A 26,840-nucleotide genomic window follows, 5' to 3' on the forward strand; every position below is an offset into this window, starting at 1 on the left:
AGAATTTAATTCCCGCCGCATCTGTTTTGAATAACGGCAAGAGTCAAGGGAATCCAGTAGTTGAATTGACCACGCCTAACGGAACTATCAATCTCTCCGAGGGAACGAATAAAAACGAATTGCGGGTCTTAGGGCAGTCGAACCTTAAGTAGACCAGACGAGCGGAGGAATCCCCACAGTTCGGGTAGGACAGACCGTAATTGGTCTGAGGTGTTCAGAAAATACAAACCAGAGAAGAGAAAATGATTAGACACAGTTACAAAACTAGTGAATCTTGGAGAGCTTTACCGTGGAAGAAATTCCGCCAAAACCTTTTCCGCCTTCAAAAGCGCGTATTTAAAGCTGTTCAAGTTGGCGACAAGCGGAAAGCTAGGTCACTCCAAAAGCTTATTCTAAAATCTACCTCGGCTCGATTTCTTGCAATAAGACAAGTATCTCAGCTAAACGCTGGTAAAAAGACGGCTGGTATTGATGGTAAAAAATCCCTCACTTTTAGCGAACGCTTCCATCTGGAAGAATGGCTAAGAGTGAATAGCGGAAATTGGAAACATCAAGGCTTACGAGAAATCCCCATTCCTAAAAAGGACGGGACTATCAGAATGCTTAAGATACCAACTATCGCGGATAGAGCTTGGCAATGCCTAGCAAAATATGCACTTGAACCAGCACACGAAGCCACTTTCCACGCTAGGAGTTACGGGTTTAGAACTGGGCGCTCTGCTCACGATGCACAAAAGTACATCTTTAATAACCTAAGCTCCAAATCCAACGGAATAGAGAAACGAGTAATCGAACTCGATATTGAAAAGTGCTTGCGCCTGATTAACCACTCAGCAATAATGGACGAACTCATTGCCCCCAAAGGCTTAAAACTCCGTATCTTCCGATGCCTCAAGACTGGAGTCAACCCAAAACTCCCCGAACAGGGTACACCTCAAGGGGGAGTAGTTAGCCCATTACTAGCCAATATCGCACTCAACAGGATTGAGAGTATACACAGATACCAAACTCAAGGGTGGTCAAAAGGGACAATGAGCGAACCATCAGTCCGATACGCGGATGACATGGTTATTATACTTCGCCCCCAAGATGATGCGATAGAAATACTTGAAAGAATCAGCGAGTTCCTCCGCAAACGCGGAATGAATGTAAGCCAAAAGAAAACCAAAATTACCGCCGCGACAGATGGGTTTGATTTCCTCGGCTGGCACTTTAAAGTCCAGAAAAACGGAAAATTTAGAAGTACGCCCTCAGTGGATAACTTCAGAGCATTTCGTAAGAAAGTAAAACACATCGTCAACAACTCGAATTATGGTGCTACCACAAAGGCTGAGAAAGTAGCCCCGGTAGTTAGAGGTTGGAGAAATTACCACAAGTTCTGCAAGATGGACGGGTCAAAGTTCTCACTTTGGTTCATAAGTCACAGAGCATATACGGTATTTAACAAGGAAACCAAGCAAACACGCCACACCAGCAAGGAGTTAGTTAAAAAGGCATTCCCAACAGTTTCCTCCTCCGAAAATAAACACGTCATGGTTCAAGGGATAAAATCCCCCTATGACGGAAATACAACCTACTGGAGCGAACGTAAAAGTAAGCTCTACGATGGTGAAACTTCTATTGCTCTTAAGAAGCAAAACCATAAATGTGCTTCCTGCGGTCTGAAATTCATTGATGAAGAAAAGGTACATTTGCACCACATCGACGGAAATCACGCCAACTGGAAAAAGAATAATCTAGAAGCAATTCATGAGAGTTGTCACGATTATATCCACATGAGCAAAAGCGCAAGCTGAGAACATCGGAAGCTGGGTGCGGTGAAAGTCGCACGCCCAGATTTAACTGAGAGGTGCGGGGAATAATATCCCCCATCGACTCAACCCCAGTCATGAAGAAGCTGAACAACAAGCACGCCAATTAAAGCAATATCAAGGATGGAGTTCCTTACAGCAGCAAGTTTTCCAAGCCGGAATAGAACAAAAACCCGATGGTAGTTGGGGCAGCAAAAATACCATAGCCGCCCGCGATGGTATTTTTGAAGCAGTAATGCAAGTGCCTGGTTTTACAATTCCCCTTGACACTCCTGCCATCTTCGTCCAACCAGAACAAGGACTGAACCGCCAAGATTGGCAAATTCGACCCTACAAAACCTATCTTAAAAACTTACGCATCTGCCAAGTTCCCGGCAATCATTGGCCGTTTTTGACACAACCAGAGGCATTTAACCAAACTGTAGCAGCTTTCTTGGCAGAACACAAATAGAAAATCTCATCATTATTTGGACGGGATTATCATCCGGCAACAGAAGAATTAATAGGAACGATGTCTAGCGACAAACCCTTTTGCGTCTACGTTCTCCTTCAAGTACGGATAACCCAGTCATGAGCCTTTGTATCAATCCCGTTTGCCCTAAACCAAATCACCCGAATAATCATCAAAACCGCTTTTGTCAAAGTTGTGGTTCCCATTTGGAATTGCTAGGACGTTATCGGGTGACATGCCTGTTGAGCGAGAAAACAGGGTTTAGTAAAGTTTATGAGGCATACGAACAAGATACCCCCAAAATCCTTAAGATACTTAAAAAAGATGTATCATACGATGCCAAAGTAGTAGAACTATTTCAGCAAGAGGTAACTGTGCTGGGACACCTCAAGCATCCCGGTATTCCCAAGGAGGATAGTTACTTCCAGTATCAAACCCGAAATGGTTTAGTGCTGCATTGCATTGCGATGGAAAAAATCGAAGGCTACAACTTAGAACATTGGCTAAAGCAGCAGCAGAATTACCCTATTTCACAGGAACAAGCTATAGCCTGGTTAAAACAATTGCTAGAAATTTTGGATTTAGTACATGCTAAACAGTACCTGCATCGAGATATTAAGCCATTTAATATCATGATTCGCTCTCCCCTTGGGAAGGGTTGGGGGGATTTGGTACTGATTGATTTTGGCACCGCCACTGAAATTGGCAGAACCAATCCAGACAAACTCAGCAATGGCGACGGGATGACAGCACTGATGTCATCTGGCTACAGCGCCCCAGAACAAATGAATGGTCAAGCAGTACCGCAATCAGATTTTTTTGCCTTGGGACGCACCTTTGTATTTTTGTTGACGGGACACCATCCCTTAGATATGTATGATGTCCAGCACAATTTATTGCACTGGCAAAATCATGCCATCCATATCTCACCCTTACTATTGAATTTAATTGATTGGCTAACAGCACCGGATATAAAAAAGCGTCCTGCCAATACTCAGCAAATTTTCCAGCGCCTAGAAGAAATTGAAACCCAACTAACAGAAATTACTCCGGAAAATATTAATTTAGTAGAGGATTGTAACGTTGAGCAATCGCTACCACCAATTACTCAAACTTCATTAACTCCACATAAACAGCCAGAAGAAGTACCACTACTGGCATTTTTTGCAATCCTGTTAGTGATATTAGGATTACTTAGTATAGTGGCTTTAGCAACACGGACATCAAAATTTACTGGGATGCAAAATTACGAACAATCTCCCGAAAAAAAAGGTAAAATTGATTATTTTCCTTATCAAGAAGGTAAGGATAGTCAGGGGAAGGTAGCCGAATTTAATATAGCTGTTTTATCACTAGAATATAAATGGCTTTTAGGTAGCAATTTTCAAATTAAATATAATGATGAAATTATTAGTTTAGACCTTTTAAAGTTTAACTTAGAACAAGAAGGTATCCAGAATATAATGGAAGACCCTAGCGAGATTATCGCTGTAGGTACAGTTTCTTGCAAGGCTAATATAGCAGTTCAAGAACGGATGGCTTTAGAACGTTCTAAACAAATACAATCTTTAGTGAAAAATTTATTTATTAATACACCAAGCGTCAAAGGTTATCGGATATTAAATTTGGGACAATTTCAACGGAGTGATTGTCAGGGAAATCAGGATTTAACTAAATATCAGAGAAGTATTATAATCATTGGGGTTAAAAAAAAATCAGCAGGTTTAATTCTGGATGAGGCATTACGGGATAGGTTACAAAAGAAGCCTTTTGCTGATTTTAAGTTAGAAGATTATTCTTTGGGGTCAGTAGAAAAGTTCAAGACGATACCAAGTAATTTGTAACATCTCTAGCAAAGTGCAACAAACATTGCTAATTCTTTGCGCCAATGAGCAATTGAGCCAGTTAGAAACTGTTATGGCTTTTTTTGCTAGCTTCGTATTAGACAGTGCTTTATAGCGGTTCCCATTCAGATGCGGTGGAACATTATATCGCGAGGTGTAGGGGCACGGCATTGCCCATTGGTGTCAACTTAAGCAAAAACCCTTTTCAAACCTCGTTTCCAGCCTCTGGCTGGAAATGCTGTTCATTGCAGCTCTGCCACGAGTAAGGAAGGCGGAGCCTAAGAGTAGGCATTCCCAGTCTGAGACTGGGAACGAGACAGAGACAACCCCTACGGGTGTACCTCATATAAACGAGAACCGCTTTAGTCCAACAAATCGTGAGGTGGGATATATCAGTGTTCGAGAAATCTTTCTTCTATCAAGGAAGTTTTAAATTACCTTAACTTAGCCAAACTCTGGGTTGGTAAACCTCCTAATTATGAATTGTTTATGCTCCCATCCCAGAATACCGCTTCAAACCCGCACGCCACAGCAAGCGATTCGCACCCAAAAACACTAATATCCAACCCACCATTGACCAAAATCCTCGCCCTATATCTACGGGTAGCCCTACCAAAAGATTCGCAGGAAAATCAATCAAATAAGGAAAAGGCGTAAACATAACTATTTTTCGCACAGGTTCTGGAAAGACCTCTAAAGGTGCTATCAAACCAGATAAAAATAGATAAAATAACAACCAAAAATTTTCTAAAGCGCTAGCCCGTTCTGTCCAAAAAGCTAACATAGCAAAGGTGTACTGAATCGTAAATCGCAAAGCAAAAGCTAGCACCACCGCCAATGTAAATAGCAAAAATCTACTCAAACTTGGTAACCAAAAAGCTTGGGGATAAAGAATAAAAAATAATGCCACTAATAGAAAAGCAAACATTAGCCGAGTAAATCTTTCAGAAACATGCCGCGCAACATGATGCCATACTGGATCGAGTGGTTGTAGCAACTTGGGCGAAAGCCTGCCTTCCACTACCTCTCTTTCAAAGTCCCAAATTACCCAAACAGCGGTGAGTTGCCTAACAATGAAAACCGTGATGAAGTAACGACCAAAATCCACAGGTGATAGCCCAAACTGTCCGCCTTGTGCCGCCTGTATCCAGATACCCATAAGGATAATCGGCAAAGAACCAGACAAAACCCAAAAGATTAGTTCTGCTCGATACTCAACCGAATAGGCGTAGTATACTGACAATAAAGTTAGAGCTTTTCTAATAATCTTTTTCATTTGTGGTGCATTCTCCTCTTGGCAACTATATTCCTCGCAGCACTGACTACACGACACCTGCCTGAAAAACTCGTCCAATCACTTCTTCCACGGGCGGTTCGGTAACTGTTAAATCAATTACCTCCAAATCCGCCAAAATCTGAGAAACAGTGCGGGTGAGCACCTCTCTCGACACCATAAAACGCACTGCTCGTCCTTCTAAGAGTTGCACATCACCATAGGTCATAAGTTTTTCTATCGGTAGAGGTTGGGCTAACTCTATATGGACTTCCCGGTACGGGGCAAAACGTTCCAGCAGTCCATCTAAACTACCGTCATACATCAGCTTCCCCTCATGAATCAACAGCACCCGTTGACACAAAGCTGTGATGTCAGCCATGTAATGACTTGTCAACAACACTGTAGCCTGATAAAGCTGATTGTACTCGCGCAAGAACTCGCGCACTGCTGCTTGAGCATTTACATCCAATCCCAGCGTTGGTTCATCTAGGAACAATACATGGGGACGATGCAAAAGTGCTGCTAGCAATTCTGCTTTCATTCGCTCACCCAAAGATAGCTTCCGTACTGGTTGGGTAAGTTTACCTTCTAAGGAAAGCATCTCTGTTAATTCTCCCACCCGCCGTTGGAACTCTTTATCAGAGATGTTGTATACAGCGGCGTTAATTTTTAAAGAATCCAGCGCTGGCAAGTCCCAAATTAGCTGCTGCTTTTGCCCCATTACCAAGGTAATTTTTTGCAAAAATGCTTCTTTACGATGAAACGGAATTTGTCCAGCTACTGTGACTGTACCGCCAGAAGGATGAATTAGCCCCGTGAGCATTTTGAGTGTAGTAGTTTTACCAGCTCCATTTGGTCCTAAAAACCCCACTATTTCACCAGGGGCAATTTCAAAGGAAACATCCTGAACTGCTTTAATTGAGCGGTAGGTACGGCGAAAAAGATGGGTGATTGTACCTTTAATACCCGGACTTTTAACTGCCACTGGATAAGATTTACTCAGATTTTCAGCAATGATGATTGACATATTTTTTATATTAGAACCACAGATGTACGCAGAGAAAAGTCTGAGCGGCGGCTTCCACCAATCAGAACTTCGGGGTAAACACACATAAATTATTAGTGTTTAGCAGTATTTACAGCAGGAGTTAGGGTAACCGTTCACAGGGTGATCAAAAAAGTGTCCGATATGAAATCACACGGAAACAGGATGAAAACCAGTCTAGATTTGATTTTTTCGGGATAATTTTGAATAGGCAAAAGTCCTATACTGGGATGTAAATTGTCTTTTAGGCATTAAGGAAAGCGATTATTTCATACCAGAAATCATCCCAAAGCCTTGCTAAAAATAGCTTTAGACATTTAGGCAAATGTTTTACCCTTCGTGAACGGTTACGAGTTAGGAGTCATTCAATTTTAGATTTTAGATTTTTCTTTCAATCCAAAATCCAAAATTGGCAGAGTCGTAAGCAAAATAGGTTTTATACCTGGCTTTGTCTAGGCTCTGTACCTCATTCAGTTACAAACTGCTGTATATATCTATGTTTCCAAATAGTAAAGCAAGAATTTTTGCCAGTGAGAGCGATCATGATTTCCTAGCACAACATATAGGTTTTACCGTAAACGTCCCGATCGCAATGTACTAATAATTAACCATAAACCCAATAAACTAGCGACTGCAAAGAGGATGGTGCTTAAAAAAGATAGCTGAGTTGTCTGCGCTCTGGTGGAAATAATTGCCGCACCCATAATCAGCGAACCCACTAAAATACTAAAAGATAGTCGGTTAGCCGCATCGTCCATAGTGCGCCGCACGCCATCTAACCCCCGTAGCGATAGATTCCACTGTAAGGTTTCTGAAGTAACTCGGTCTAATAACAGTTCGATTTGGCGAGGAGATTGGAGAGATAGACTTTTAATATCTAAAGCTGTCCGTAATAGCGATCGCACTGGATTATCGCCCAGTAATTGCCGACGAAACAAGTCTGTAATTAATGGTTTAACTTCATCAAAAAAATTAAGCTCCGGATTGAATGTCCGCGCCACACCCTCTAAATTCGCTAGGGTTTTGGCATACAAACCCATATTGCTAGGTAACCTAATTTTATTGTTGCGGGCAACTTGTAAAACTTCATAAATTATCTGACTGAAGTTTATTTGCGTGAGGCTGACGTTGTGATATTTTCGCAACATGCGATCGTAATCATTTTCTAACCGCGACAAAATTACTGGTTGAGCAGAATCTGATAGCTGCAAAGTTAACTGAGCGCACCTTTGAGCATCTAAATCAACGATCGCTAACAACATTTCTGTTAATATCTGCTGTGTGCGGGGATCAAGTCTTCCCACCATGCCACAGTCTAAGAGGGCAACACGACCATCTTTGAGATAAAACAAGTTTCCTGGATGAGGATCAGCGTGAAAAAAGCCATCAATATATAGTTGCTGAAAAAATACCCGAAATAACAAAGTAGTTATTTCTTTACGCTCTACATCTGGGTCTTTACCATTATTGTTGTTGTTCAAATCCGCCTCTAAGAACGGCACCCCATCCAGCCATTCCATCACCAATAATTTTGCTGTGGTCAATTCCCAGTTAATTTCCGCAACCACTATTTGTGTAGGATCGTACCAGCGACTTTTAGATAAATTGCGCCGCAGTTGGTCTGTAAAACCCGCTTCCCGTGTAAAATCTAACTCAGCTTCTAGAGCTTTGGTAAATTCTTCGGCGGTAGATTTGATTTCGTAGGTTTGCCCAAACTCAGTCCGCGCTACTAAATCGGCAATACCTTGAATTAAAGCAATATCTTGGGCAATAGTAATATCAATTCCCGGACGTTGCACTTTCAGAGCGACTTCTCGACCGTCTATTAATGTAGCTCGATGTGTCTGGGCAATTGATCCCGCCGCCACTGGGATCGGGTTAACTGTGCTGAAGGTTTCTGCTAGTGAAAGTTTTAATTCTTTACGGAGGATTATTTCTATCTCTGACCAAGGAACTGGCGGTACTTCGTCTTGTAGAGTTGAGAGTTCCTCAATGTAGGCGGCGCTCAGTAAATCTGGACGCGTAGAGAGTAGCTGGCCAAGTTTGACGTAAACTGGCCCCAAGTCTACCAGGATATTTTTTAAAACCGCAGGTGTAGGTAGCTGGGGTTCATCAGCTTTGCCACCAGTAAGTAACCTTCGCATATAGTCCCAGCCATTGCGAAGGAATACTTCAAGAATTTCTCGTTGACGGGGAACAGTTTGGGTGAGGAACATTTTTGTAAAGAACTGCAAAGAAGCAGAAAAGTTTAAAGAGGTAAGCAGCAGGGGATGACAAGACAACGGAAGTTGGCTGTAGCTTTGGTACTTGTTAAAGTTTTACTAGCTGCGGCACAGTCTTGGAATCTTTTGATGGATGATTGTACGGCTTCGTGAAGCTTCTGTTCGTTCAGAAGAGTTTTGACGTAATTAGAGCAGGAATCCCCGCCGTGTAATAAGCGATGGGAGCAACAAAATCCTTTGGACGGAGAAATATATTTTTGATAGGCAGTAATAGACTCGATTGCCATTGTCTTGGCCAGAGGCTCAAAGCTAATAATGTCCATAACTGTCAGATAGAATAACAGACTGTCAAGTTATAATGGAAAAATAAACTTTTTCGCCTCTGCCAAGGGTTTTAACTTTTATAGCAGGTCGGTAAATCGGGAATCGCTTTGGAGAATTTTTAGGATCTGCTTAATTTCCTGGGTACGTTCTTTTTTGACAACGAGGGTGACATTGCGATCGCGCACAATCACCACGTCCTCTAACCCAATAGTAACAACTACATCCTCTGGATTGGAGGCATAAATAATCGCCCCTTGCGTATCCAGTCCTACATGTGTACCGAGTTCTACATTGGGACTCTTCTCTGTTTTGAGTAGGCGCTCGATCGCATTCCAATCTCCTAAATCATCCCAACCAAAATCAACTGGCAAAACGTATGCTAGAGTTGTCTTTTCCATTAACGCATAGTCTATACTCTTCTTAGGCAACTGGGGATAGATATCAGGACCATGTTGTTCTAAAGGTTCGATAATTTCTGGTGCATGGGTATGTAGTTCTTTGAGAACAACCCCTGCCCGAAAAACGAACATTCCACTATTCCAGCTAAAGCGTCCCGTAGATAAAAAAGTCTCGGCTGTTTCACGGTTGGGCTTTTCAGTAAAACGGTTGACGTGATAAGCTGGCAACTCATTAAAGCTACCTATTTTTTCACCTTGTTCAATGTAGCCGTAACCGGTTGATGGAAAAGTAGGCTTGATCCCCAGTGTAACGATCGCTGCTGTGCTTGCTGCCAGTTGCGTAGCCGCGCTTAATGTGTGTGCAAACGCCTTTTGGTCAGCAATCCAGTGGTCAGCAGGGAAAAAGCCAATAACAGCGTCTTCTCCATAGCGTTGTTTGATTTCTAAACTTGTCCAAGCAACGGCGGCGGCAGTGTCTCTTCCTTCCGACTCAATCAGTAAGTTTTCAACTGGTAGATCAGGTAATTGTTGTCGTACCCCTTCAGCTATCTGACTAGAAGTAATCACCCACAAGGAATCCCACCCCCTTGGGGTTCGCCAGTCGCCTGTGGAGGAGCCAGCGCGGTCTTGGGGGTTTCCCCCATGAGCGACTGGCGTTGGAAACCCTCCCACAGCGCTGGACTCACCGCCACTGAGTTCTATCAATCGATCGGCGGTTGCTTGTAATAGACTTCTAGAGCTACCATCAAGACTTAAAAATTGCTTGGGTCGGTCTTTGCGACTCAGGGGCCAAAAACGTTCACCTTTACCACCAGCAAGGATTACGGGGAACAATAAAGTATTCATGTTGTCATACACGCCTACCGAAGAACATTACAAGTTTACAGTGAGCTTTTCCACTGGCAATATTTGTAGCTTGGATTAACATACTTTTAGGGAGTGGTTGAGTGGGGAGATAATTGTGATAAAACAAGTCGAATGGTCGGAAAATCCGGTGACATCTCAGCAAGTAGCATTTGAAACTGAGGTGCGATCGCAGCAACTTCAACGCCCGGAAAATCAGGTAACGCCTGCACCAGTAGCAGACGCACAGGAGGAGGTAGAACTAAACCAGCCAGCGAATCCGAACCGTAGCGTCGTCGAATCAGTGGGTGCAATTCCCAATCAGCTTTATGAGAGACTGGGCTTGACCATGCCTCGATGGCTGTTGTGGATCATGACGGTGGTCATCGGCATCATCTTATCTGGGTTACTGGTATCAACGTTAGCGCTTTGGACTCCGTTGTGGAGCAATCTAGATCGAACAGATGAAGATTTAGGAACTACTGCTAAAGACGAGATAAAAATACCACTACCAGGGGAGTTATGGAGCAAACTCTCCCAATACCAGCTTTCACGACCGATGAATATTTTAATTATGGGGATTGAACCAGTCAGCGGTACTGTTGATGGTTCACCAGAAAGCTTTGCTGGGAAAAGCGACACCATGCTGTTGGTACGGCTTAACCCTAGTGAAAAATCTGTACGGGTGCTTTCGATTCCCAGAGATACGATGATCGCCATCCCAGAAAAGGGAGAAAAGGGATTAACTAAGGTATCTGATGCCAATGCCAAAGGCGGCCCAGTCTTGGCAGCGCGGGTAGTTAGCCGGACCTTAAATAATGCCCCAATTGATCGCTACATCCGCATTTCTACCAGCGGCTTACGGCAGTTAGTCGATCAGTTAGGCGGAGTAGAGGTCTTTGTTCCCAAATCAATGGAATATAAAGACTCTAGCAGTCGGCTGTCGATTAATTTAGTCAGTGGCTGGCAAACCATCAACGGCGAACAAGCAGAACAGTTTGCCCGGTTCCGCGACCCAGGTTTGGGAGATTTGCCGAGAGTGCAGCGTCAGCAAGCACTAATAGCAGCCCTGTTGCAACGCCTCAATAGTCCCACCGTCTTACCCAGGTTGCCTCAATTAACTCGCTTGATGCGAAAATATTTTGATACCAACCTGAAGATGGAAGAAATGATGGCGTTGGTGAATTTCGGCCTCAACTTGGATCGAGATAATTTCCAAATGACCGTGTTGCCTGGTACGTTTAGCCGTTTTAGCAAAGACCCTGATAGCTATTGGCTGAATATGACTGGACAACAGAGCCTGTTGAATGATTATGTTGGGGTAAATGTACCTGGTCTAAAGCCAGATATGCGCCGGGTTCCTAACCTCAAAATTGCTATTCAAAATGCTTCCAATCAACCTCAGCTAACTGAAAAAGTTATTGCTTATCTCAAACAGAAAGGCTTTACTAATATTTACAAAGTGCCTGATTGGCCAGATACCCAACGTCAAACTCAGATTGTTGTCCAAAAAGGCAACCGACAAGTTGGAGTTGATTTGCAAAAAGTCTTAGGCTTGGGTCAAATCGAGGTGTCGGCGATTGGTGATTTAGAATCTGATCTCACAATCCGCATTGGTAAAGATTGGAAATAGTCAGGAAGGGCGTACAGCTAGCTGTGCGCCCCTATTAATAATAAAGTTATGAAAAAGATTTTACTACGCTTTTTTGGTTTGATTGTAATTTTAATACTAGCATTTTTGTGGATAATACTTAATCCCAAACCTGCTTTTGCTCAACTAAACACAATTAACTACAACAATATAAATTTAGAAAATCGTGACTTTTCTAATGCTGATTTGGCAGGTGTGACTTTTGTAGCAGCAGAAATGCGAGGGGCGAATTTCCAAGGAGCGAATTTAACCAACGCAATTCTCACTAAAGGAGTTTTATTAAAAGCAAATTTGGAAGGCGCGAACCTGAGCGGTGCTTTAGTGGATCGCGTGACTATGGATAGTGCTAACCTAAAAAATGCCATTTTTACAGAAGCAACTTTGACAAGCAGCCGCTTTTACGATGCCGAAATTACAGGCGCTGATTTTACAGACGCTTTAATTGATCGTTATCAAGTGTCGCTATTGTGTGAAAGAGCCGATGGAGTAAATTCAATTACGGGTGTGTTAACGCGAGACAGTTTGGGTTGTAAGTAAAGAATCTCAGCGTTGAGCATAAAAACAGCGGGGAACAGAAGAAACCTCTGCTTATCGTCGCTTTTTTACTTAAGATTGACTGAGAATTGTGAAAAACCAGTCACCTCTAATTACTGCTGGGAATTTCAATCAAAAACTCTGTTCCTTCTGCTGGTTTAGAGGAACATTTAATCTGACCATGATGTTTTTCAACTATTATTTGATAGCTGATAGACAATCCTAAGCCTGTACCTTGACCTGGTGCTTTGGTGGTGAAGAAGGGGTCAAACATGTGCGATCGCACCTCTTCTGGAATCCCAAGACCATTATCAGCTATTCTAATTACAATCTGGTTATTAACGGCTTGCGTACTAATCCAGATAGTTAAGGGTATTATTGGACACGTTTGGGAAAATTTCAAATACCTTTATCGCTCCGCCTTCACCCTTGGCGTAGGCATTTAAAATCACTAATTTGTGAAAATTTACCTGACAAACTGCGGGATTTCAGGTTAAATGTTTTAAAGTATGCACTCTGCAAGAGTTGTCGGGTATTATTCGTGACACAACAAGACCAAAAACCCTCTCGTTCTTTCGCTGGAATTGCTGGCATTGTTGCCGCAGCTACATTAATTAGTAAAATCTTCGGTTTAGTGCGGCAGCAAGCGATCGCTGCCGCTTTTGGTGTTGGTGCAGCTGCCACTGCCTATAGTTATGCCTATATTATCCCTGGTTTTCTATTAATATTACTCGGTGGCGTAAATGGGCCATTACACAGTGCAATTGTCAGCGTTTTAGCCAAGCGTCGGCAAGAAGAAGCGGCTCCCCTAGTGGAAACCGTGACAACGCTGGTGGGCGGATTGCTGTTGTTGGTGACAGTTGCTCAGATTTTCTTTGCGGATGCGATCATTGATTTCGTCGGTCAAGGTTTGGAGGCGACAACTAGAGCGATCGCAATTCAACAGATCCGGATTATGGCACCGATGGCTTTATTTGCCGGTTTAATTGGCATTGGCTTCGGTACTCTCAATACAGCCAATCAATATTGGTTACTCTCCATTAGTCCTTTATTATCCAGTATTACCGTTGTTGGCGGTCTTGGTCTCTTGGCTATGCAACTGGGCAAAGACATTATTAAGCCGGAGTCTGCTTTAATCGGTGGAATGGTATTAGCTTGGGGAACTTTGGCAGGAGCCATTCTCCAATGGTTAGTGCAGCTAATTGTCCAGTGGCGGTTAGGATTAGGCACACTACGCCTGCGGTTTGAGTTTAAATCTCCAGGCGTTCAAGAAGTAATTAAAATCATGACTCCGGCAACCATTTCCTCTGGAATGATGCCAATTAATGTCGCCACCGACCTTTATTTTGCCAGTCCTATCCCTGGTGCTGCGGCAGGATTTAACTATGCGAATCTATTAGTACAAACTCCTTTAGGGATTATTTCTAATATCATTTTGCTGCCCCTATTACCGATATTTGCCAAACTAGCCGGCCCAGAAAATTGGCCAGAGTTAAAATTACGCATTCGCCAAGGATTGCTACTGACTGCCTTCACCATGCTACCACTAGGGGCGTTGATGGTAGCGCTATCTGTACCTATTGTGCAGGTGGTATATGAACGCGGTGCTTTCAAGCCAGAAGCCACACAGCTAGTTTCATCCTTGTTAGTTGCTTATGGGATTGGGATGTTTGTCTATTTGGGACGTGATGTTTTGGTGCGGGTATTCTATGCTTTAGGCGATGGACAGACCCCTTTTCGCATCAGTGTTTTTAACATCTCGCTCAACATCTTATTAGATTGGTTTTTCGTTAAACCTTTTGGCGCTCCCGGTTTGGTGTTGGCAACAGTGGGTGTAAATTGCAGCTCAATGTTAATGCTGTTATGGTTGCTTGATCGCAAACTCAATGGTTTACCTTGGCGTGAGTGGAGTTTGCCGATTTTGGGTTTGACTGCTGGTAGCGTAGTAGCTGGGGTAGCAAGCTATGGGACTTTGGTTGGTTCTCAGCAGTTGTTAGGTAAAACGGGTTTACTGATATTACTGTTGGAGTTGTGTGTATCTGGCTTCGTGGGGATTGCGGTGTTTGCTGCGATCGCTTCATGGATAAAAATACCAGAGGTGAATATTTTTATATTTCGTCTACGTCAGCGCTTTTTGAAGAAATAACTGTTATTTGAAAATTTCAGTTGGTACACCCAAGTGGGTGATTAATAATTCAGCCATTTGGGTGAGCCAGGTGTGCGAGGTTACATTTTGTAAAAAAAGAGATTCTAGTACTAGAGAATATTGATTTTACTTAACTCTGGTGAGAAGAATTCTATGAAACTTACAAAATTAGCTACGTCTTTCCTTGCTGTTGCTTCCATTGTCCTCTCAGCGGGAATTGCTTCTGCTCAAACTGCGGGTACAAGCGGCAATTACATCGGTGCTGGTGTTGCTGTTGGTGCAACTAGTGGCGGACAAGGAAACGATGAGGCACAAGTTGGTGGTAATATTCAAGGACGCTACGCCGTTCCCAAAACACCTCTTTCACTACGGGGTTCTGTGCTGTATGGTGGTGATGCTGCCGCAATTATGCCCATAGTGACTTACGATGCGCCGATCGCCAAAAATACTAACGTTTACTTCGGTGGTGGTTATTCTTTTGTAACTGACGAAGGTCAAAAAACCCCATTGGGCAATCAGAATGCACCTGTAGTCACCCTTGGTATTGAATCAGAAATTAGAAACAATGTCATTGCCTATGGCGATACTAAATGGGGTATTGACGCCTACAGAAATAGTGATGCTGATGCTGTCAGCTTTCAAGCTGGATTAGGCTATCGCTTCTAGTGATTACAAGCTAGAAAACGGCTTATTCGCAAACTAAAGCAATGATGTTTGCCAGCCGTTATAGTAATTCATTTGTCATATCTGAGTATTCATACTCAGGTATGAACTTTTTTTTTAATCATTTTTATTTATGATTTTGAGAAAAAATTATATTGGCTAGTATTCATCCTTTCTCTTAAAGTGAAATGAGTAATCGTGAATATACGTATAAGATATTACTCATGAAAAAGATTAATCCCATTCCAGAAATACTTGGTGAAACAACTGACGTGGAATCTTGGCTGATTCGAGCGGGACTAAGATTTTCAGACTTAGGTAACGATGCTGCAAGTATTGCAATCCGTAAGCAATGGCGAGAGTACCAAGCCGCAGTTCAGAGATGCTGTGCAACTCTACATCAACCACCCTCAGGTGTTCAACTAAGCGGCGATTATGCCAACCTAAGAATACCTGGTGGTACATCAACCAATTGTGCGATCGGCTGTCGAGTCGTGCCAAGTCCTTAGACTGGGCAAAAGATAGAAAATCTGTAAATGAAAAGTATCCATTGTGGCTAGAGAATCAAGTGTTGGGTAGGGCAACTGATAACTGTTTGACCGTGCCAATTTTAGATTAAAAATTATTTCGGTTCATGCCCCGCCCCGTTCATTTTGGATTTTAAATTGAAGAATTTTTCAAATAAAAACACGGCGGCCTCTAAGTATTTTCTTCCAGTCTAAAATCTAAAATCGTTCGACTGAGCGACTTGCCTTGAGCGTACCCCTGCGGGGAAGCAAGCTACGCGCAGCGTCTCTAAGAGTTGCCGAGGTAAAGGAGCCGAAGTCTAAAATCTAAAATTGATTGCCCCAAGCCAAAAAGTGGTCGGGGTAAATTCCATTATCCAAAATTTAAAATCCAAAATCGATTGACTAATAATCCTGTTGCACGCCGTTTACTACTGGCTTAACTTCCGAAAATGGATCAGTGCCGCCACCCCAGTTAAAATCACTAATTCGGATGCTGAAGCCACCTAACTCCAGCACTGGATTATAACGGAAGGTGATGCCATAGGTGCGACGGCTATATTCCAAAATGTAGTCGGTGCTAGCTTCTCTACCAGTATCCAAGTTAACAGATGTTTGAAAGCCTAAGCGAAAAGGACCATAGATTTGCTGTGATATCCCAGCGCTCAACACTTTGTTATCAACGGAGCGGTCAAACAAAAAGGGTGATAATCCGTTATTTAAGCCTTGAGAGTAACTAATATTAAAGGCGGTATAGTCTAAAAAAGGTCGAGAGAAATGACCAATTTGCCCTTGTAAGCCAATTGTAGCAGTTAGGGTGCTTTGGTTATCACCATTGGTATAATAACTGGTAGTGCCCGTAAGACCACCGAACGCTTGCAAGTAAGGAACTACAGGGTTAGCAGTGTATCGTAATCCCTCAGTGGCAGTGAATGGTAATGGTTTTCCCCGCCACAGCAACAGCCCTTTACTGAGGGCAGCGCTGGCTTGTAGACGACCTAGTGAGATGCGATCGTTTTCCCGCACTGGTTCTAGTAAGTCTTGGCGATCGGTGTTGGCATTGATATATCGAGCGCTTGCCTGATAGGTGAGGTTGATACCACTTTTTCCTAAAGGAATCACAGGAGAGGTAATAATGCCGCCAATACTGCTCTGGACGGTTTGAAAGCCGAGAGTACCGTTGTAGAGACGATCGCGGTAGTTATATTGCAGACTCAAGATATGGGGAAGGGAAGTCCCTATTATTTGGCGCAATCCCAAATTCACCCGCAAATTATCTTCCACCTTGTTCAAGTCAAAACTAGTTAACTCCCCAGTCCCCTGAATTACTGCTCGTGGACTCAAAACAGAATTTATCTTTGTCTTCACAGCAAACAGTGCGCCTAAGTCACCCGTGCCTTCTTGCACAGCTCTCTCTACTAGCAACTGGGGCGTGATCGTCCAGCGAGTCTGGTCTGTATCGATCACTGAAAAACCACGCTCAATATACAAACCATCCCGATCTTTTCCATCAAAACCGGGGGAGACTATTGCAGGTGTAACGTCCCGCTCCTGACGGTCAATAGTCCGCTCATTCACCGGAATTGGTAAGGAGAGCCTTTGATCAAATACCAAACGCTGCTTCTGTGTCCTAATGCGGTCTACCAAGGGTGATTCTCGCGTCAAAGTTACTGTATCTGCGCGTAACTCTAATTCTGGCGGTGAAAAAGGATCATTGGTGATGCGGACATCCCTTGCTTGCCAGCCTTGCGGATAAAAGTCAATGTGTTCAGCTTCAAACCTAAGCCGCTTGACTACACCCCCTGATTTTGGTGGCGGGATGTTGGTAGCGCCTGTCTGACCACCAACTGTCACATCAATTCCTCCAGGGCTGCTCACACCCGAAACGGGCTGATTCGCTAAAATGCGATCGCTGGGCGGACGTTTTGGGACTCCACCAGCACTTACATCCGTGGATAAGAAAGCAAAATCTGTTTGTGCTGAGGGTACGTAAATTTCTCCTCTACCATTTAGCAGTTCCCCACTATCTTGAACAAAGTTATAGGTAAAGCGTTGTCCACGCAGTACCTGATCACCCCGTGTTAAAGTTACGTTGCCTTCCCCCGCAGCGATCAAGTTGTCTAAATTGACTTGCAGGCGATCGGCATCCACTACCGCCCCATCAAATCGCACAACTACATTCCCAACAGCTGTAATAATTCGCCGTTGCTCGTCATACTCTTGCCGATCTGAAGTGACTTCCACAATTCTCGGTCTGGCTGGCGGCGTGCTGGCTGGCGTATTTGTACCAGATGGTTGACCTTGTGGCTTATTAGTAGTACCCACCTGTGGTGTAGATGTTGGTACTTGAGCTTGTTGCTGGGTTTGGGAATTGAATTCTACAGTGATGGGCGTTGAGAGTTGATTTGTCGGACTGCGAGACTTGAATTTTATAAAATTTTGTACTGATTGAGAACTTGGTGCAAGATCAGCAGCAGATACAGAGATATTGTCTCTTCCTAAAGACTGTGGTGCAGTAATATCACTTTGCTGTTTTTGCTGGTTTAACTTCTCAGCTAAAATTTCCGCCTTAGATTCGACTAACTTGTTGCCGTTTGTGAGACTTGGGGCAATTTGAAGAGGACGCAAAGATTGGGCGACTTGGGGACTTGGGGAAACTCTATAGGTAAAGCTAGGAGAGTTTAAAAAGGTTTGTTTTTCTCCACCACTATAGTTGGGATCTGGCGATCGCTGACCGAGTTTTTGAGAAGGTTCACGTTTTGCGTCTCCCCATGCCACTTGGTTCAAGGTCGAGAACTCTCCGAAGTTGGGATGTTTGACCACAAGCCGCTTTGCATCTAGGTTGGAAGCCTCCGCTCCAACTTTTATTGGCAACGCAGTCGCTTCTGTTTGCGTCTTTTGTTTGTGCAGCGACAACCTGAGGAGAAGTTCCGAGCGTCGGCGTCCGGCACTCAGACTTGTCTTTGTGTCTTCTTTATCTTGGCGATTAGAGGTTTTAACCTCCTGCGTGGGATAACCAACAACCAGCGACTGTCCCAAAAGTGCAGCACTTCCAGGTGCGGTGATCGGGGAAATTTTTAGTGGATGGGATACAGAGGGAGTTTCGACAACTACCAGGTCATCCTGAGTTGAGTTGATCTCAGTTGGCAATGGCGGATTACTGTTGGTGTCACCCGCAATTGCTAACTGAGTCAAATCCTTGGGCTGCTTGGATTTGTCTGTTTTTTCCTGCATTCCAGTCTCTAGAACTGAAAGAAACTTTGTATGACTGGCAGATGAGGCGGGATTTACAGGTTGTAAAGATTCGAGGATAGGAGGCGGATCGGGTGGCAGAACTGGATGAAGCATATTTGAGCAAAATCGGGCTAACAAACAGCCAAATGACGGACGGAAGGATAAATATACATTATTGCCTTCCGACTGTCGCCTTCTGCTACCTGCAGCAAGCCACTTGGAGGAGGAAACTTACTAGGCGAAAGTTTAGTAAGTTTCCGTGGCGTTTAGTATCTTCCGCCTTCCAAAGTCGCGGATGATTTATCGCCTTTTACTCTGAGTCCCGACGGCCGGGGTTACGAGCTGGGTCGTTCGACAAAAATCCGAAGACGAAGATAATTACGAAGAAGGCAACAACAATATAAACAGCGATTTTTAAAGTCAGCATAGAAATATCTCCAAGGGGTAAGACAAAGAAAGCTTTTCTTTCAGGATCTGCCATGCAGAAAAGATAGCTCCTTTATATTACCCAAATCTCGTCCCTTTTTTAGAGGACTCTGGGGACTTGGGACACTTCGACAAGCTCAGTGCATCGCTGGCGACTTGGAGATTAGGGACTAGCAGTGTCTACCCTACAGTTATTGAGAATGGTGCAAGATGTCAGTTGTCTGACTTTTAGATGCCCTTAAAAAATAACTCAGAGACTGTTTACTCTTGTGACGTTAACTAACGGCAAAGGTTTCCCAAAAAAGGTAACAGGTTATAGCTTACAGGGGATAGTTAATATTCCCAATGCCCCATGACGCCACTTGCTTTAAGTCGGGGAACCGCAAGGGCGCAGTGGTTCCCCAATGCCCTATTTTTCGGTTTGAACTTTTGCTAGGTCTTTGCCAATTCGGTTTTTGATTACTCGTGCAGGTATGCCTACAGCAATGGAGAAAGGAGGAATATCTTTATTGACAACTGCTCCTGCACCAATAACACTGCCTTTACCGATAGTAACCCCATCTAATACCGTTACTCCATGCCCTAGCCAACAGTCATCCTCAATCACAATTCCCTTGCGAGTAACACCTTGGTATTTAATCGGCTCCATCGGATCAGCAAAATTATGATTATTGGCATATATCCCTGAGTGGGCAGCAATCATGCAGTGTTTACCAATTTTAATGTCTCCTGGCCCTTCAATACACACGTTGGGAGCAATGAAGGTGTCTTCATCAATATGTATACACGTATCTTCCAAAGACCCTATATCAACGTTACGCTCAATAGCAACTCTATTTCCTAGATGAATTCTATTATTTTTGTGTCCTCTAGCATCCATCCGTACACCCTTAAAAATATATACTCCACTGCCTATCTCAATACAAGAAGTACCGTTAAATTCAACACCATTTTGAATATAAACTAGGCTGCCTATTTGGGCAAAAATACTACGATATCCCAAATTACGCAACTTCGGACCCAGAATGAGTGTAGGAATATCCCCTAACACAGTAGTTACTAAAAGTTCTTGCACGCGCTGCAATTTTGAAACATATTGCTTGTTATGCATGGCTACATATCTCTTCAATCAATTGTTGTTGACAGTATTGAAAGTTGTTTTGGCTGTATCCTAATCTTCTGCTAATACCAATAAACTTTGTATTTCTTAATACATCAGATAAGTTGGCAGGATTACCGAAATTTACCCATATTTTTAAATGGTTTTCCAACATTTGGAAAACCAAAGTCTAGCTTTGACTATGTGAGCAATTCTTTAATTTAGGTGCGATAGAATTACTCAATTGATATACACAATTGATTTGGGTCGCTAGAAGCTTTTGTACCAGTCTATCAATTTTGGATTTTGGATTTTGGATTTGTTCCGTCCACGCTTGGGTGGGGCATTAACCGAAGTAATTTTTAACACTTCGGCTCCTTTACCTCGGCTTACCTCGACTTCGCTACTTCGACGCCGCTCAGTACAAGTCGGTACAAGTCGCTCGGCACAAGTCGCTCAGTATTAAAGCCGAGCGGAGTCGAGGCTTTAATTCTTCAATTCTTTAATCTAAAATCTAAAATCTAAAATTGGCACAGTCAAGGCACGTAACAATTTTGCTTCTTTTTTACCAGTTCAATTAATCAAACAATATCAGTGCATTGCACAGTCAAATATCAGACTATTAAATTGTCTGATGGGTAAATTTGCTAGTTTAGATAGGCTACTGTTTTGGTTATTCGACAAATTTAAAAAGCTTGTTACGCAACTAGGGATGGAGTTGTTTGCCTTGAAGCTACTTTCTCTCAGGCAGTTTTAGTCTTTTGAAACAACTCAGTTCCACAAGCTATTTTGCAACAAAAAATACATTTAACTAGACTATATTTAAAGTTTAGAGAAAATTTCTGCCTAGCATGACAATGTAATTAGTGTTGGATTTTTCTGGGTATTTTTGCCCAAACAAAACCCAATTAAGGTGGATTATCTCCCACATCAGCCATCACATTGAAATTAACCATCGGTGCAAACAAGTAAGCGCTTCCCCGACTGCTATGACGGCTTTCTTGCAACGAATTTCTAGAGTATGCTGCTCCAATCATGTTGCACACAGATGATTTACAGACTAACCAGTTCACGTTTGTAATTACATGAATGGTTTTTAATAACAATTATTTTTAACGATAACACATTTTATTTTTAGTGGAACACTCTCAAGAAATAAGTTGATTTCCAGGTTGCTTATTGATGAGAATAGTGGAAATAAGTTAACTTTTTTACTGGAGCGATCGCTACTTAAAATAATTTTATACACTTAGATTAAATCCATTGAAGATGGTGAGTTAAAAAATGCTGTAAGCGGTTAATTGGCATTTTTGTCTATATTTCTCTCATTGCTTGTTCAAGTTATTTCATGATTGGGCGTTAAACTCAGAATGATATCTACTATACTTATGAAACCCTCTTCCTAAAAATGCTAAAAATATTCCTCTTCCCTATTACTTGTATCTAAAACATTTATGAATCACCCATTCGGGTGAGCCAAGCGGGTGATGCGTGCTTGGCACTATTCATTATAAATTTAATTTTATCGAAATAAAGCTAAAACATAGCTTAGTTTTCAGGAGAAGTCCACAAAACAACATCAAATTGCTCAAATTGAGGTATCGGTTTTAACTCACACACTTGGTTCAAATTATGGCTTTAATTAAAGAAATTGTCGAAGAAGCTCTAAATATCGGCTATCTGAGTGTTGTAGCTGAAGATCAACTGCGATCGCAACTTCAAAGTAATTATGACTCAGAAGACCTAGATGCCTGGATCATTTTACAGCGGGCTATTGTGGCGGGTGATGTCAAGCAAGAGTCGCGCCGAAAAAAAGCTTCCCTCTCTCCTAAAGCTAAAGACGCTTCATCGAGTATCAAACTTGCTTATCAAATGGCAGCGGAGATTGCTTATGCAGCAGCTGTGGCTTTGTCAATGACAAAAAATACCAAAGATCAGCCTTCATTAGGCGCGTAAAATAACACGCTAAGAAGTTATTTTCCTGATTTAGTATCAAAAATTATACCAAGTAGTTAGCGTCGGCGTAGCCCGCCGCAGGCATCGCTTTTCCTGGTTAATTGCTTGGTAAGGTTTTCATGCGATTATTTATGGGGTTTACCTTCTACTTTCTGCCCCCTGCCTTCTTACATTGCTTCTTTGCCAGCACCATTTTATTAAAAAATAATTAAAATTTTCACTTTCCTAGACACAGGTATGGGGAATTTCCACCCTCAGCTAAGACCGTAGAATTGATCCCCAGAAGCAATACTAAAAAAAATATAAATTATTTATTCAAAACTAGATTTATTTTAAGTGATCCAGTGCCAGTAAATGATTAAATCTTAATATACCAAGTACATGGCTCGGGGTAAGGCATAGAATTAGAAACACCTTGGTGTAAACTTTAGCAACGAGGTAAAGAATAATTCTCAATGCTTAACAAAGTCATCGCTTTTTCACAAAATACAGTATAAAGAATTGGCAACATTGGTAAAGAGAGTAAACAATAACCATAGCTAAACTTGGAGTTTTGCCAACCTATGCAGCCAATTCGCACATTTAACGTATCCCCTTCACTACCGCCGCGACTCGAACCACTGCGGCGGCTGGCACAGAACTTGCACTGGGATTGGAATGTTGAAACTAAAGATTTATTTCGTCGCTTAGACTCTGACCTATGGGAGTCTAGCCATCACAACCCAGTGTTAATGTTGGGTACTATCTCTCAATCACGGCTTCTGGAAGTTGTCGAAGATGAAGGCTTCCTAGCGCAAATGGATCGAGCTGACCGTCAGTTAGAAGATTATTTGCAAGAGCGCACCTGGTATCAGAAACAACGGGAGCAGAAACCAAAAGAATGCTACGCCTATTTTTCGGCGGAATTTGGACTTGTAGATTGTTTGCCCGTCTATTCTGGGGGCTTGGGCGTTCTAGCGGGAGATCACCTCAAATCTGCCAGTGACTTGGGTCTACCGCTTGTAGGTGTAGGTTTACTGTACCAGCAAGGCTACTTTGCTCAGTACCTCAATGCCGATGGCTGGCAGCAGGAACGCTATCTGAGCAATGATTTCTACAATATGCCCTTGCATCTAGAGCGCAATCCCGATGGTTCAGAACTGCGGATTGCGGTAGATTATCCAGGACGCAAGGTGTATGCCAGAGTTTGGCGCGTACAGGTAGGAACAGTGCCCCTATATTTGATGGACACCAACATTGAACCCAACAATGTTTACGACCACGACATCACAGATCAGCTGTACGGTGGCGACATCGATATGCGTATCCACCAGGAAATCATGCTGGGGATCGGTGGTGTGCAAATGCTCAAAGCTTTGGGGCTGAAAGTCACAGCCTACCACATGAATGAAGGTCACGCCGCCTTCTCCGCCCTAGAACGCATCCGCTTGCTGATTCAGGAAGAGGGACTGAATTATGCCCAAGCTAAACAGGTGGTGGCTTCCAGCAATATCTTTACCACCCACACGCCAGTACCAGCAGGGATTGACTTGTTCGCTCCTGAGAAAATGTTGTACTACCTGGGGTACTATGCAGAGATATTTGAGTTGCCCAAAGAGCAATTTTTAGGACTGGGGCGCGAGAATACAGGCGATTTATCTGGGCCTTTCAGTATGGCGGTGCTAGCGCTGAAGATGGCCACATTTTCTAACGGTGTTGCACAATTGCATGGTGTGGTGTCGCGGCAAATGTTCCAGGGCTTGTGGAAGAATGTGCCCATAGAGGAAGTGCCGATCGCAGCCATTACTAACGGTGTCCATGCTCGGAGTTGTGTTGCGAAATCGACTCAAGAATTGTACGATCGCTACCTGGGACCAAACTGGTCATCAGCACCACCAGATAGCCCATTGTGGGAGCGGATGGACGCCATACCTGATGAGGAATTGTGGCGCAATCACGAACGCTGCCGCTTGGATATGATTTTGTATGTGCGGGATCATTTGGTTAAGCATTTGCACGATCGCGGCGCTTCCGCCTCCGAAATTACCCAAGCCCAAGAAGTTTTAGATCCTTACGCTTTCACCATTGGTTTTGCCCGTCGGTTTGCCACCTACAAACGCGCCACCCTCTGGATGCGTGATTTGGAACGCATAAAGCGGCTTTTACTGGCTAACAAAGACCGGAAAGTGCAATTTGTGATTGCTGGTAAAGCACATCCCAAGGATATTCCCGGAAAAGAACTCATCCGCGATATCAATCACTTTATCCGCGAACAAGATTTAGAAAAACAGGTAGTGTTTGTTCCCAATTACGACATTCACATATCCCGGTTGATGGTTGCGGGTTGCGATATCTGGTTGAATACACCGCGTCGTCCACGGGAAGCCTCTGGTACCAGTGGCATGAAAGCGGCAATGAATGGATTGCCGAATTTAAGTGTACTAGATGGCTGGTGGGATGAAGCTGATTACGTCCGCACAGGCTGGGCAATTGGACATGGAGAGAATTACGACGATCCCAACTACCAAGATGAAGTAGAAGCAAATGCTCTCTACGAGTTGTTAGAGAAGGAAGTTGTACCGCTATTTTATGAACATCGGGATACTGATGGCTTACCGCGTCCGTGGGTTGCGAAAATGAAGGATGCAATTCGGTTGAATTGTCCATTCTTTAATACAGCGCGGATGGTAGGAGAATATGCCGAGCGAGCTTATTTCCCAGCTAGCGATCGCTATCATACCCTGACTGTTGATAACTATGCCCCAGCTAAAGAACTAGCTGCTTGGAAAGCAAAACTGGGTGAACACTGGTTCAACATCAAAATCAAAGATGTTGATGTATCGGCAGTTTCGGACATTGAGGTTAACCAAACTGTTACAGTCAAAGCCAAAGTTGACTTGGCAACTTTGACGAATAATGATGTGCAGGTGGAGCTATACCAAGGTGCGATCGATCCCAATGGTGAGATTGTCAACGCTGTGTCAGTGGTAATGGATTACGAAGGTGATGATGGACACCAATTGAGTATTTACACGGGTAATATCACTTATACCGCTTCTGGTTTGCAAGGCTTGTCTTTGCGTGTATTGCCGAAAAATCAATACTTGGCTAATGCTTATGAACCAAGGTTAATTGCTTGGGCAGAGTAATAGTGCTGAGTAGTTATTGACTACTCAAGATTAGGCGTTGCTGATTTAAGTTTAGCAACGCCTTTTATGTTACTAGGACTTACGCACTGTACAAATCAATCATGATGTGAATTAACCAAAATAGGTTGTTTCAGGCTTTTCTTAATTATTCTTTAATAGTAAAATGTCTAACAACTTGTTCTAGTAAATTAGCGACCTTTGCTATGTATCTACGACCCCAATTTTCTAGCTCCTCAATTAAATTTTCTAAATCTAATTTTTCTAAATGGTTAGCTTTCAATAGCTTGATTGTTTCCTCTAACTAGAGATGGTCATCAATTTCATAAAGCTCTTTTAAACTCAAATTGGAACTAACTCCTTGCATAAAGCCTCCTTGACTTAAATCTTACGAGATTACAATTTTAGGCTAAAATTCTTTGGGGGATAATAATGTAGCCAGTAGTGCGATCGCCTAATACGAGATTACGTTGTTCTCCCCAATACCACCAATATGCAGCAACATAAGCGCAAATTAAGCTATCTAGTTTATCTTCGGTTGCTTTGAGGGCTACGCCTGTGGTGGGGATTTCAAGAAGAAACGAACCACAGAGGCGCAGAGGACACAGAGGAGGAGAGAAGGAGGGGAGGATATCGAGAAGATAATTTTGGAGTTTGATTAATTCTAGGCGGCGCTCATTGAGGCGTCCTTTTTTGTATTTGAGGATGCGTTCTAAGTTGAATAGGTTAACGATTGCTGGGTGGGGAAAGACTTCTATTTGATATCTGCTGAGTTTTTGCGCTTCAATGGTGGGTGCGTGTGCAAAACCGCGTGATTCTAATTCTAAGCCAAAGTTGATAGTGCGTTCTGCAAAGGGTAGGTTTTGATTAGCTGGGTAGCATCCCGCATGATATCTGTCAAAGTACTTGTGGCTGAGTTTGTCAGGAAGGCGACTCCCGCTATCGTTGGGTATGAGAGTAGGTGCATCTACAGCGATGATGGCTGGTTCGTCTGGTTTTACGCTCTGATCAATCCAGGTGAGGATGTCTGCAATGGCTTCTTTACGGTCTAGATCAAGTAGTTGCAGTTGTCCATCTATCCATTCTAAGCAGCATAATCCACTTGGTTGTGATTTCCAACCTAAATCAATGCCAATAAATTTCATGGTTATAACACGATTTTGCGATTATTTTCGCATTTTCGGGCAACCATTTACCTAAATTTACTTGCTAAAAATCGTGGTAAATAATCTTATAATCTTAAGCAGCTTGTCTTAATTTATTTTATCTCGCAATAAATTAATCAA

At 43.0% G+C, this 26,840-nt stretch carries 21 protein-coding genes and 3 pseudogenes; 12 read left to right on the forward strand and 12 right to left on the reverse strand.

All coding sequences use genetic code 11. The features are described 5' to 3' along the window. Positions 1–242: 242 nt before the first annotated feature. From V7K49_RS09710 to V7K49_RS09725, 4 genes and pseudogenes are all read left to right on the forward strand, one after another. Positions 243–1,796, forward strand: coding sequence for a group II intron reverse transcriptase/maturase (locus V7K49_RS09710; RefSeq protein WP_335205383.1), 1,554 nt, complete (start codon positions 243–245; stop codon positions 1,794–1,796). A gap of 88 nt (positions 1,797–1,884) precedes the next feature. Then, positions 1,885–2,262 (forward strand): annotated as a pseudogene (locus V7K49_RS09715) (alpha/beta fold hydrolase); the annotation flags it as partial. A gap of 119 nt (positions 2,263–2,381) precedes the next feature. After that, the gene (locus V7K49_RS09720) at positions 2,382–4,106 is read left to right on the forward strand and encodes a serine/threonine-protein kinase (protein ID WP_335205384.1); all 1,725 of its coding nucleotides are present in this window, start codon (positions 2,382–2,384) and stop codon (positions 4,104–4,106) included. Between the two features lie 13 nt (positions 4,107–4,119). Then, positions 4,120–4,218, forward strand: a pseudogene (locus tag V7K49_RS09725) (transposase); the annotation flags it as partial. A 375-nt stretch (positions 4,219–4,593) separates the two neighbouring features. Here the strand turns inward: V7K49_RS09725 and V7K49_RS09730 are convergent. From V7K49_RS09730 to V7K49_RS09750, 5 genes are all read right to left on the reverse strand, one after another. Next, a complete protein-coding gene (locus V7K49_RS09730; protein WP_335205385.1) occupies positions 4,594–5,382 on the reverse strand; it encodes an ABC transporter permease in 789 nt (262 codons plus the stop codon). Positions 5,383–5,428: 46 nt separating this feature from the next. Then, on the reverse strand, positions 5,429–6,409 hold the full coding sequence (locus V7K49_RS09735; protein WP_335205386.1) for an ABC transporter ATP-binding protein: 981 nt from the start codon (positions 6,407–6,409) through the stop codon (positions 5,429–5,431). Between the two features lie 587 nt (positions 6,410–6,996). Further along, positions 6,997–8,643 (reverse strand): ABC1 kinase family protein, encoded by a 1,647-nt coding sequence (locus V7K49_RS09740; RefSeq protein WP_335205387.1) that lies wholly within the window; start codon positions 8,641–8,643, stop codon positions 6,997–6,999. A 32-nt stretch (positions 8,644–8,675) separates the two neighbouring features. Then, positions 8,676–8,972, reverse strand: a complete 297-nt coding sequence (gene yidD / locus V7K49_RS09745; protein ID WP_335205388.1) for a membrane protein insertion efficiency factor YidD — start codon at positions 8,970–8,972, stop codon at positions 8,676–8,678. Positions 8,973–9,050: 78 nt separating this feature from the next. Continuing rightward, positions 9,051–10,217, reverse strand: coding sequence for a mannose-1-phosphate guanylyltransferase (locus V7K49_RS09750; RefSeq protein ID WP_335205389.1), 1,167 nt, complete (start codon positions 10,215–10,217; stop codon positions 9,051–9,053). Positions 10,218–10,332: 115 nt separating this feature from the next. Between V7K49_RS09750 and V7K49_RS09755 the strand changes: the two genes are divergently transcribed. Beyond that, positions 10,333–11,847, forward strand: coding sequence for an LCP family protein (locus V7K49_RS09755; RefSeq protein ID WP_335205390.1), 1,515 nt, complete (start codon positions 10,333–10,335; stop codon positions 11,845–11,847). A 48-nt stretch (positions 11,848–11,895) separates the two neighbouring features. Beyond that, the gene (locus V7K49_RS09760; RefSeq protein ID WP_273767147.1) at positions 11,896–12,402 is read left to right on the forward strand and encodes a pentapeptide repeat-containing protein; all 507 of its coding nucleotides are present in this window, start codon (positions 11,896–11,898) and stop codon (positions 12,400–12,402) included. Between the two features lie 106 nt (positions 12,403–12,508). On the opposite strand, the pseudogene V7K49_RS09765 reads toward V7K49_RS09760, so the two are convergent. Then, positions 12,509–12,763 (reverse strand): annotated as a pseudogene (locus tag V7K49_RS09765) (sensor histidine kinase); the annotation flags it as partial. Between the two features lie 177 nt (positions 12,764–12,940). Between V7K49_RS09765 and murJ the strand changes: the two are divergent. From murJ to V7K49_RS09780, 3 genes are all read left to right on the forward strand, one after another. Next, positions 12,941–14,545 carry a murein biosynthesis integral membrane protein MurJ gene (murJ, locus tag V7K49_RS09770; RefSeq protein ID WP_335205391.1) on the forward strand — a complete coding sequence of 535 codons (1,605 nt, stop codon included), beginning with the start codon at positions 12,941–12,943 and terminating at the stop codon, positions 14,543–14,545. Between the two features lie 153 nt (positions 14,546–14,698). After that, positions 14,699–15,211 (forward strand): outer membrane beta-barrel protein, encoded by a 513-nt coding sequence (locus tag V7K49_RS09775; RefSeq protein ID WP_335205392.1) that lies wholly within the window; start codon positions 14,699–14,701, stop codon positions 15,209–15,211. A 221-nt stretch (positions 15,212–15,432) separates the two neighbouring features. Continuing rightward, a complete protein-coding gene (locus tag V7K49_RS09780) occupies positions 15,433–15,717 on the forward strand; it encodes a hypothetical protein (RefSeq protein WP_335205393.1) in 285 nt (94 codons plus the stop codon). A gap of 402 nt (positions 15,718–16,119) precedes the next feature. Here the strand turns inward: V7K49_RS09780 and V7K49_RS09785 are convergent, their stop codons facing one another. The 3 genes from V7K49_RS09785 to V7K49_RS09795 form a co-directional block, all read right to left on the reverse strand. Beyond that, on the reverse strand, positions 16,120–19,062 hold the full coding sequence (locus tag V7K49_RS09785) for a DUF3769 domain-containing protein (RefSeq protein ID WP_335205394.1): 2,943 nt from the start codon (positions 19,060–19,062) through the stop codon (positions 16,120–16,122). A 196-nt stretch (positions 19,063–19,258) separates the two neighbouring features. After that, a complete protein-coding gene (locus V7K49_RS09790; RefSeq protein WP_273769737.1) occupies positions 19,259–19,375 on the reverse strand; it encodes a photosystem II reaction center protein I in 117 nt (38 codons plus the stop codon). 408 nt (positions 19,376–19,783) lie between these two features. Beyond that, positions 19,784–20,485, reverse strand: coding sequence for an acyltransferase (locus tag V7K49_RS09795; RefSeq protein ID WP_334866659.1), 702 nt, complete (start codon positions 20,483–20,485; stop codon positions 19,784–19,786). 307 nt (positions 20,486–20,792) lie between these two features. Between V7K49_RS09795 and V7K49_RS09800 the strand changes: the two genes are divergently transcribed. After that, positions 20,793–20,939 (forward strand): hypothetical protein, encoded by a 147-nt coding sequence (locus V7K49_RS09800; RefSeq protein ID WP_335205395.1) that lies wholly within the window; start codon positions 20,793–20,795, stop codon positions 20,937–20,939. 442 nt (positions 20,940–21,381) lie between these two features. On the opposite strand, the gene V7K49_RS09805 is transcribed toward V7K49_RS09800, so the two are convergent. Then, complete coding sequence (locus V7K49_RS09805) at positions 21,382–21,510, reverse strand: hypothetical protein (RefSeq protein ID WP_256091202.1); 129 nt, start codon at positions 21,508–21,510, stop codon at positions 21,382–21,384. A gap of 595 nt (positions 21,511–22,105) precedes the next feature. Here V7K49_RS09805 and V7K49_RS09810 point away from each other — a divergent pair. Both V7K49_RS09810 and glgP read left to right on the forward strand, forming a co-directional pair. After that, positions 22,106–22,429 (forward strand): hypothetical protein, encoded by a 324-nt coding sequence (locus tag V7K49_RS09810; RefSeq protein WP_335205396.1) that lies wholly within the window; start codon positions 22,106–22,108, stop codon positions 22,427–22,429. A 563-nt stretch (positions 22,430–22,992) separates the two neighbouring features. Then, positions 22,993–25,557: an alpha-glucan family phosphorylase gene (gene glgP / locus V7K49_RS09815; RefSeq protein ID WP_335205397.1), complete on the forward strand. Its 2,565-nt coding sequence runs from the start codon at positions 22,993–22,995 to the stop codon at positions 25,555–25,557. 145 nt (positions 25,558–25,702) lie between these two features. Here the strand turns inward: glgP and V7K49_RS09820 are convergent, their stop codons facing one another. Both V7K49_RS09820 and V7K49_RS09825 read right to left on the reverse strand, forming a co-directional pair. After that, positions 25,703–25,846: a DUF29 family protein gene (locus V7K49_RS09820; protein ID WP_335205420.1), complete on the reverse strand. Its 144-nt coding sequence runs from the start codon at positions 25,844–25,846 to the stop codon at positions 25,703–25,705. Between the two features lie 112 nt (positions 25,847–25,958). Continuing rightward, the gene (locus V7K49_RS09825; RefSeq protein ID WP_334866664.1) at positions 25,959–26,699 is read right to left on the reverse strand and encodes a DUF429 domain-containing protein; all 741 of its coding nucleotides are present in this window, start codon (positions 26,697–26,699) and stop codon (positions 25,959–25,961) included. Between the last annotated feature and the right edge of the window lie 141 nt (positions 26,700–26,840).

Origin of the sequence: Nostoc sp. (genome assembly GCF_036919675.1) — a bacterium.
GTDB lineage: Bacteria > Cyanobacteriota > Cyanobacteriia > Cyanobacteriales > Nostocaceae > Nostoc.

Bases quoted from the DNA above. Each gene is read 5' to 3' on its own strand.
- V7K49_RS09730 (WP_335205385.1), bottom strand. From the start codon at position 5,382: ATGAAAAAGATTATTAGAAAAGCTCTAACTTTATTGTCAGTATACTAC.
- V7K49_RS09795 (WP_334866659.1), bottom strand. From the start codon at position 20,485: ATGCATAACAAGCAATATGTTTCAAAATTGCAGCGCGTGCAAGAACTT.
- V7K49_RS09740 (WP_335205387.1), bottom strand. From the start codon at position 8,643: ATGTTCCTCACCCAAACTGTTCCCCGTCAACGAGAAATTCTTGAAGTA.
- yidD (WP_335205388.1), bottom strand. From the start codon at position 8,972: ATGGACATTATTAGCTTTGAGCCTCTGGCCAAGACAATGGCAATCGAG.
- V7K49_RS09780 (WP_335205393.1), top strand. From the start codon at position 15,433: ATGAAAAAGATTAATCCCATTCCAGAAATACTTGGTGAAACAACTGAC.
- V7K49_RS09810 (WP_335205396.1), top strand. From the start codon at position 22,106: ATGGCTTTAATTAAAGAAATTGTCGAAGAAGCTCTAAATATCGGCTAT.
- V7K49_RS09785 (WP_335205394.1), bottom strand. From the start codon at position 19,062: ATGCTTCATCCAGTTCTGCCACCCGATCCGCCTCCTATCCTCGAATCT.
- V7K49_RS09710 (WP_335205383.1), top strand. From the start codon at position 243: ATGATTAGACACAGTTACAAAACTAGTGAATCTTGGAGAGCTTTACCG.
- V7K49_RS09720 (WP_335205384.1), top strand. From the start codon at position 2,382: ATGAGCCTTTGTATCAATCCCGTTTGCCCTAAACCAAATCACCCGAAT.
- V7K49_RS09735 (WP_335205386.1), bottom strand. From the start codon at position 6,409: ATGTCAATCATCATTGCTGAAAATCTGAGTAAATCTTATCCAGTGGCA.
- V7K49_RS09805 (WP_256091202.1), bottom strand. From the start codon at position 21,510: ATGATTGGAGCAGCATACTCTAGAAATTCGTTGCAAGAAAGCCGTCAT.
- V7K49_RS09825 (WP_334866664.1), bottom strand. From the start codon at position 26,699: ATGAAATTTATTGGCATTGATTTAGGTTGGAAATCACAACCAAGTGGA.
- V7K49_RS09760 (WP_273767147.1), top strand. From the start codon at position 11,896: ATGAAAAAGATTTTACTACGCTTTTTTGGTTTGATTGTAATTTTAATA.
- V7K49_RS09750 (WP_335205389.1), bottom strand. From the start codon at position 10,217: ATGAATACTTTATTGTTCCCCGTAATCCTTGCTGGTGGTAAAGGTGAA.
- glgP (WP_335205397.1), top strand. From the start codon at position 22,993: ATGCAGCCAATTCGCACATTTAACGTATCCCCTTCACTACCGCCGCGA.
- V7K49_RS09775 (WP_335205392.1), top strand. From the start codon at position 14,699: ATGAAACTTACAAAATTAGCTACGTCTTTCCTTGCTGTTGCTTCCATT.
- V7K49_RS09790 (WP_273769737.1), bottom strand. From the start codon at position 19,375: ATGCTGACTTTAAAAATCGCTGTTTATATTGTTGTTGCCTTCTTCGTA.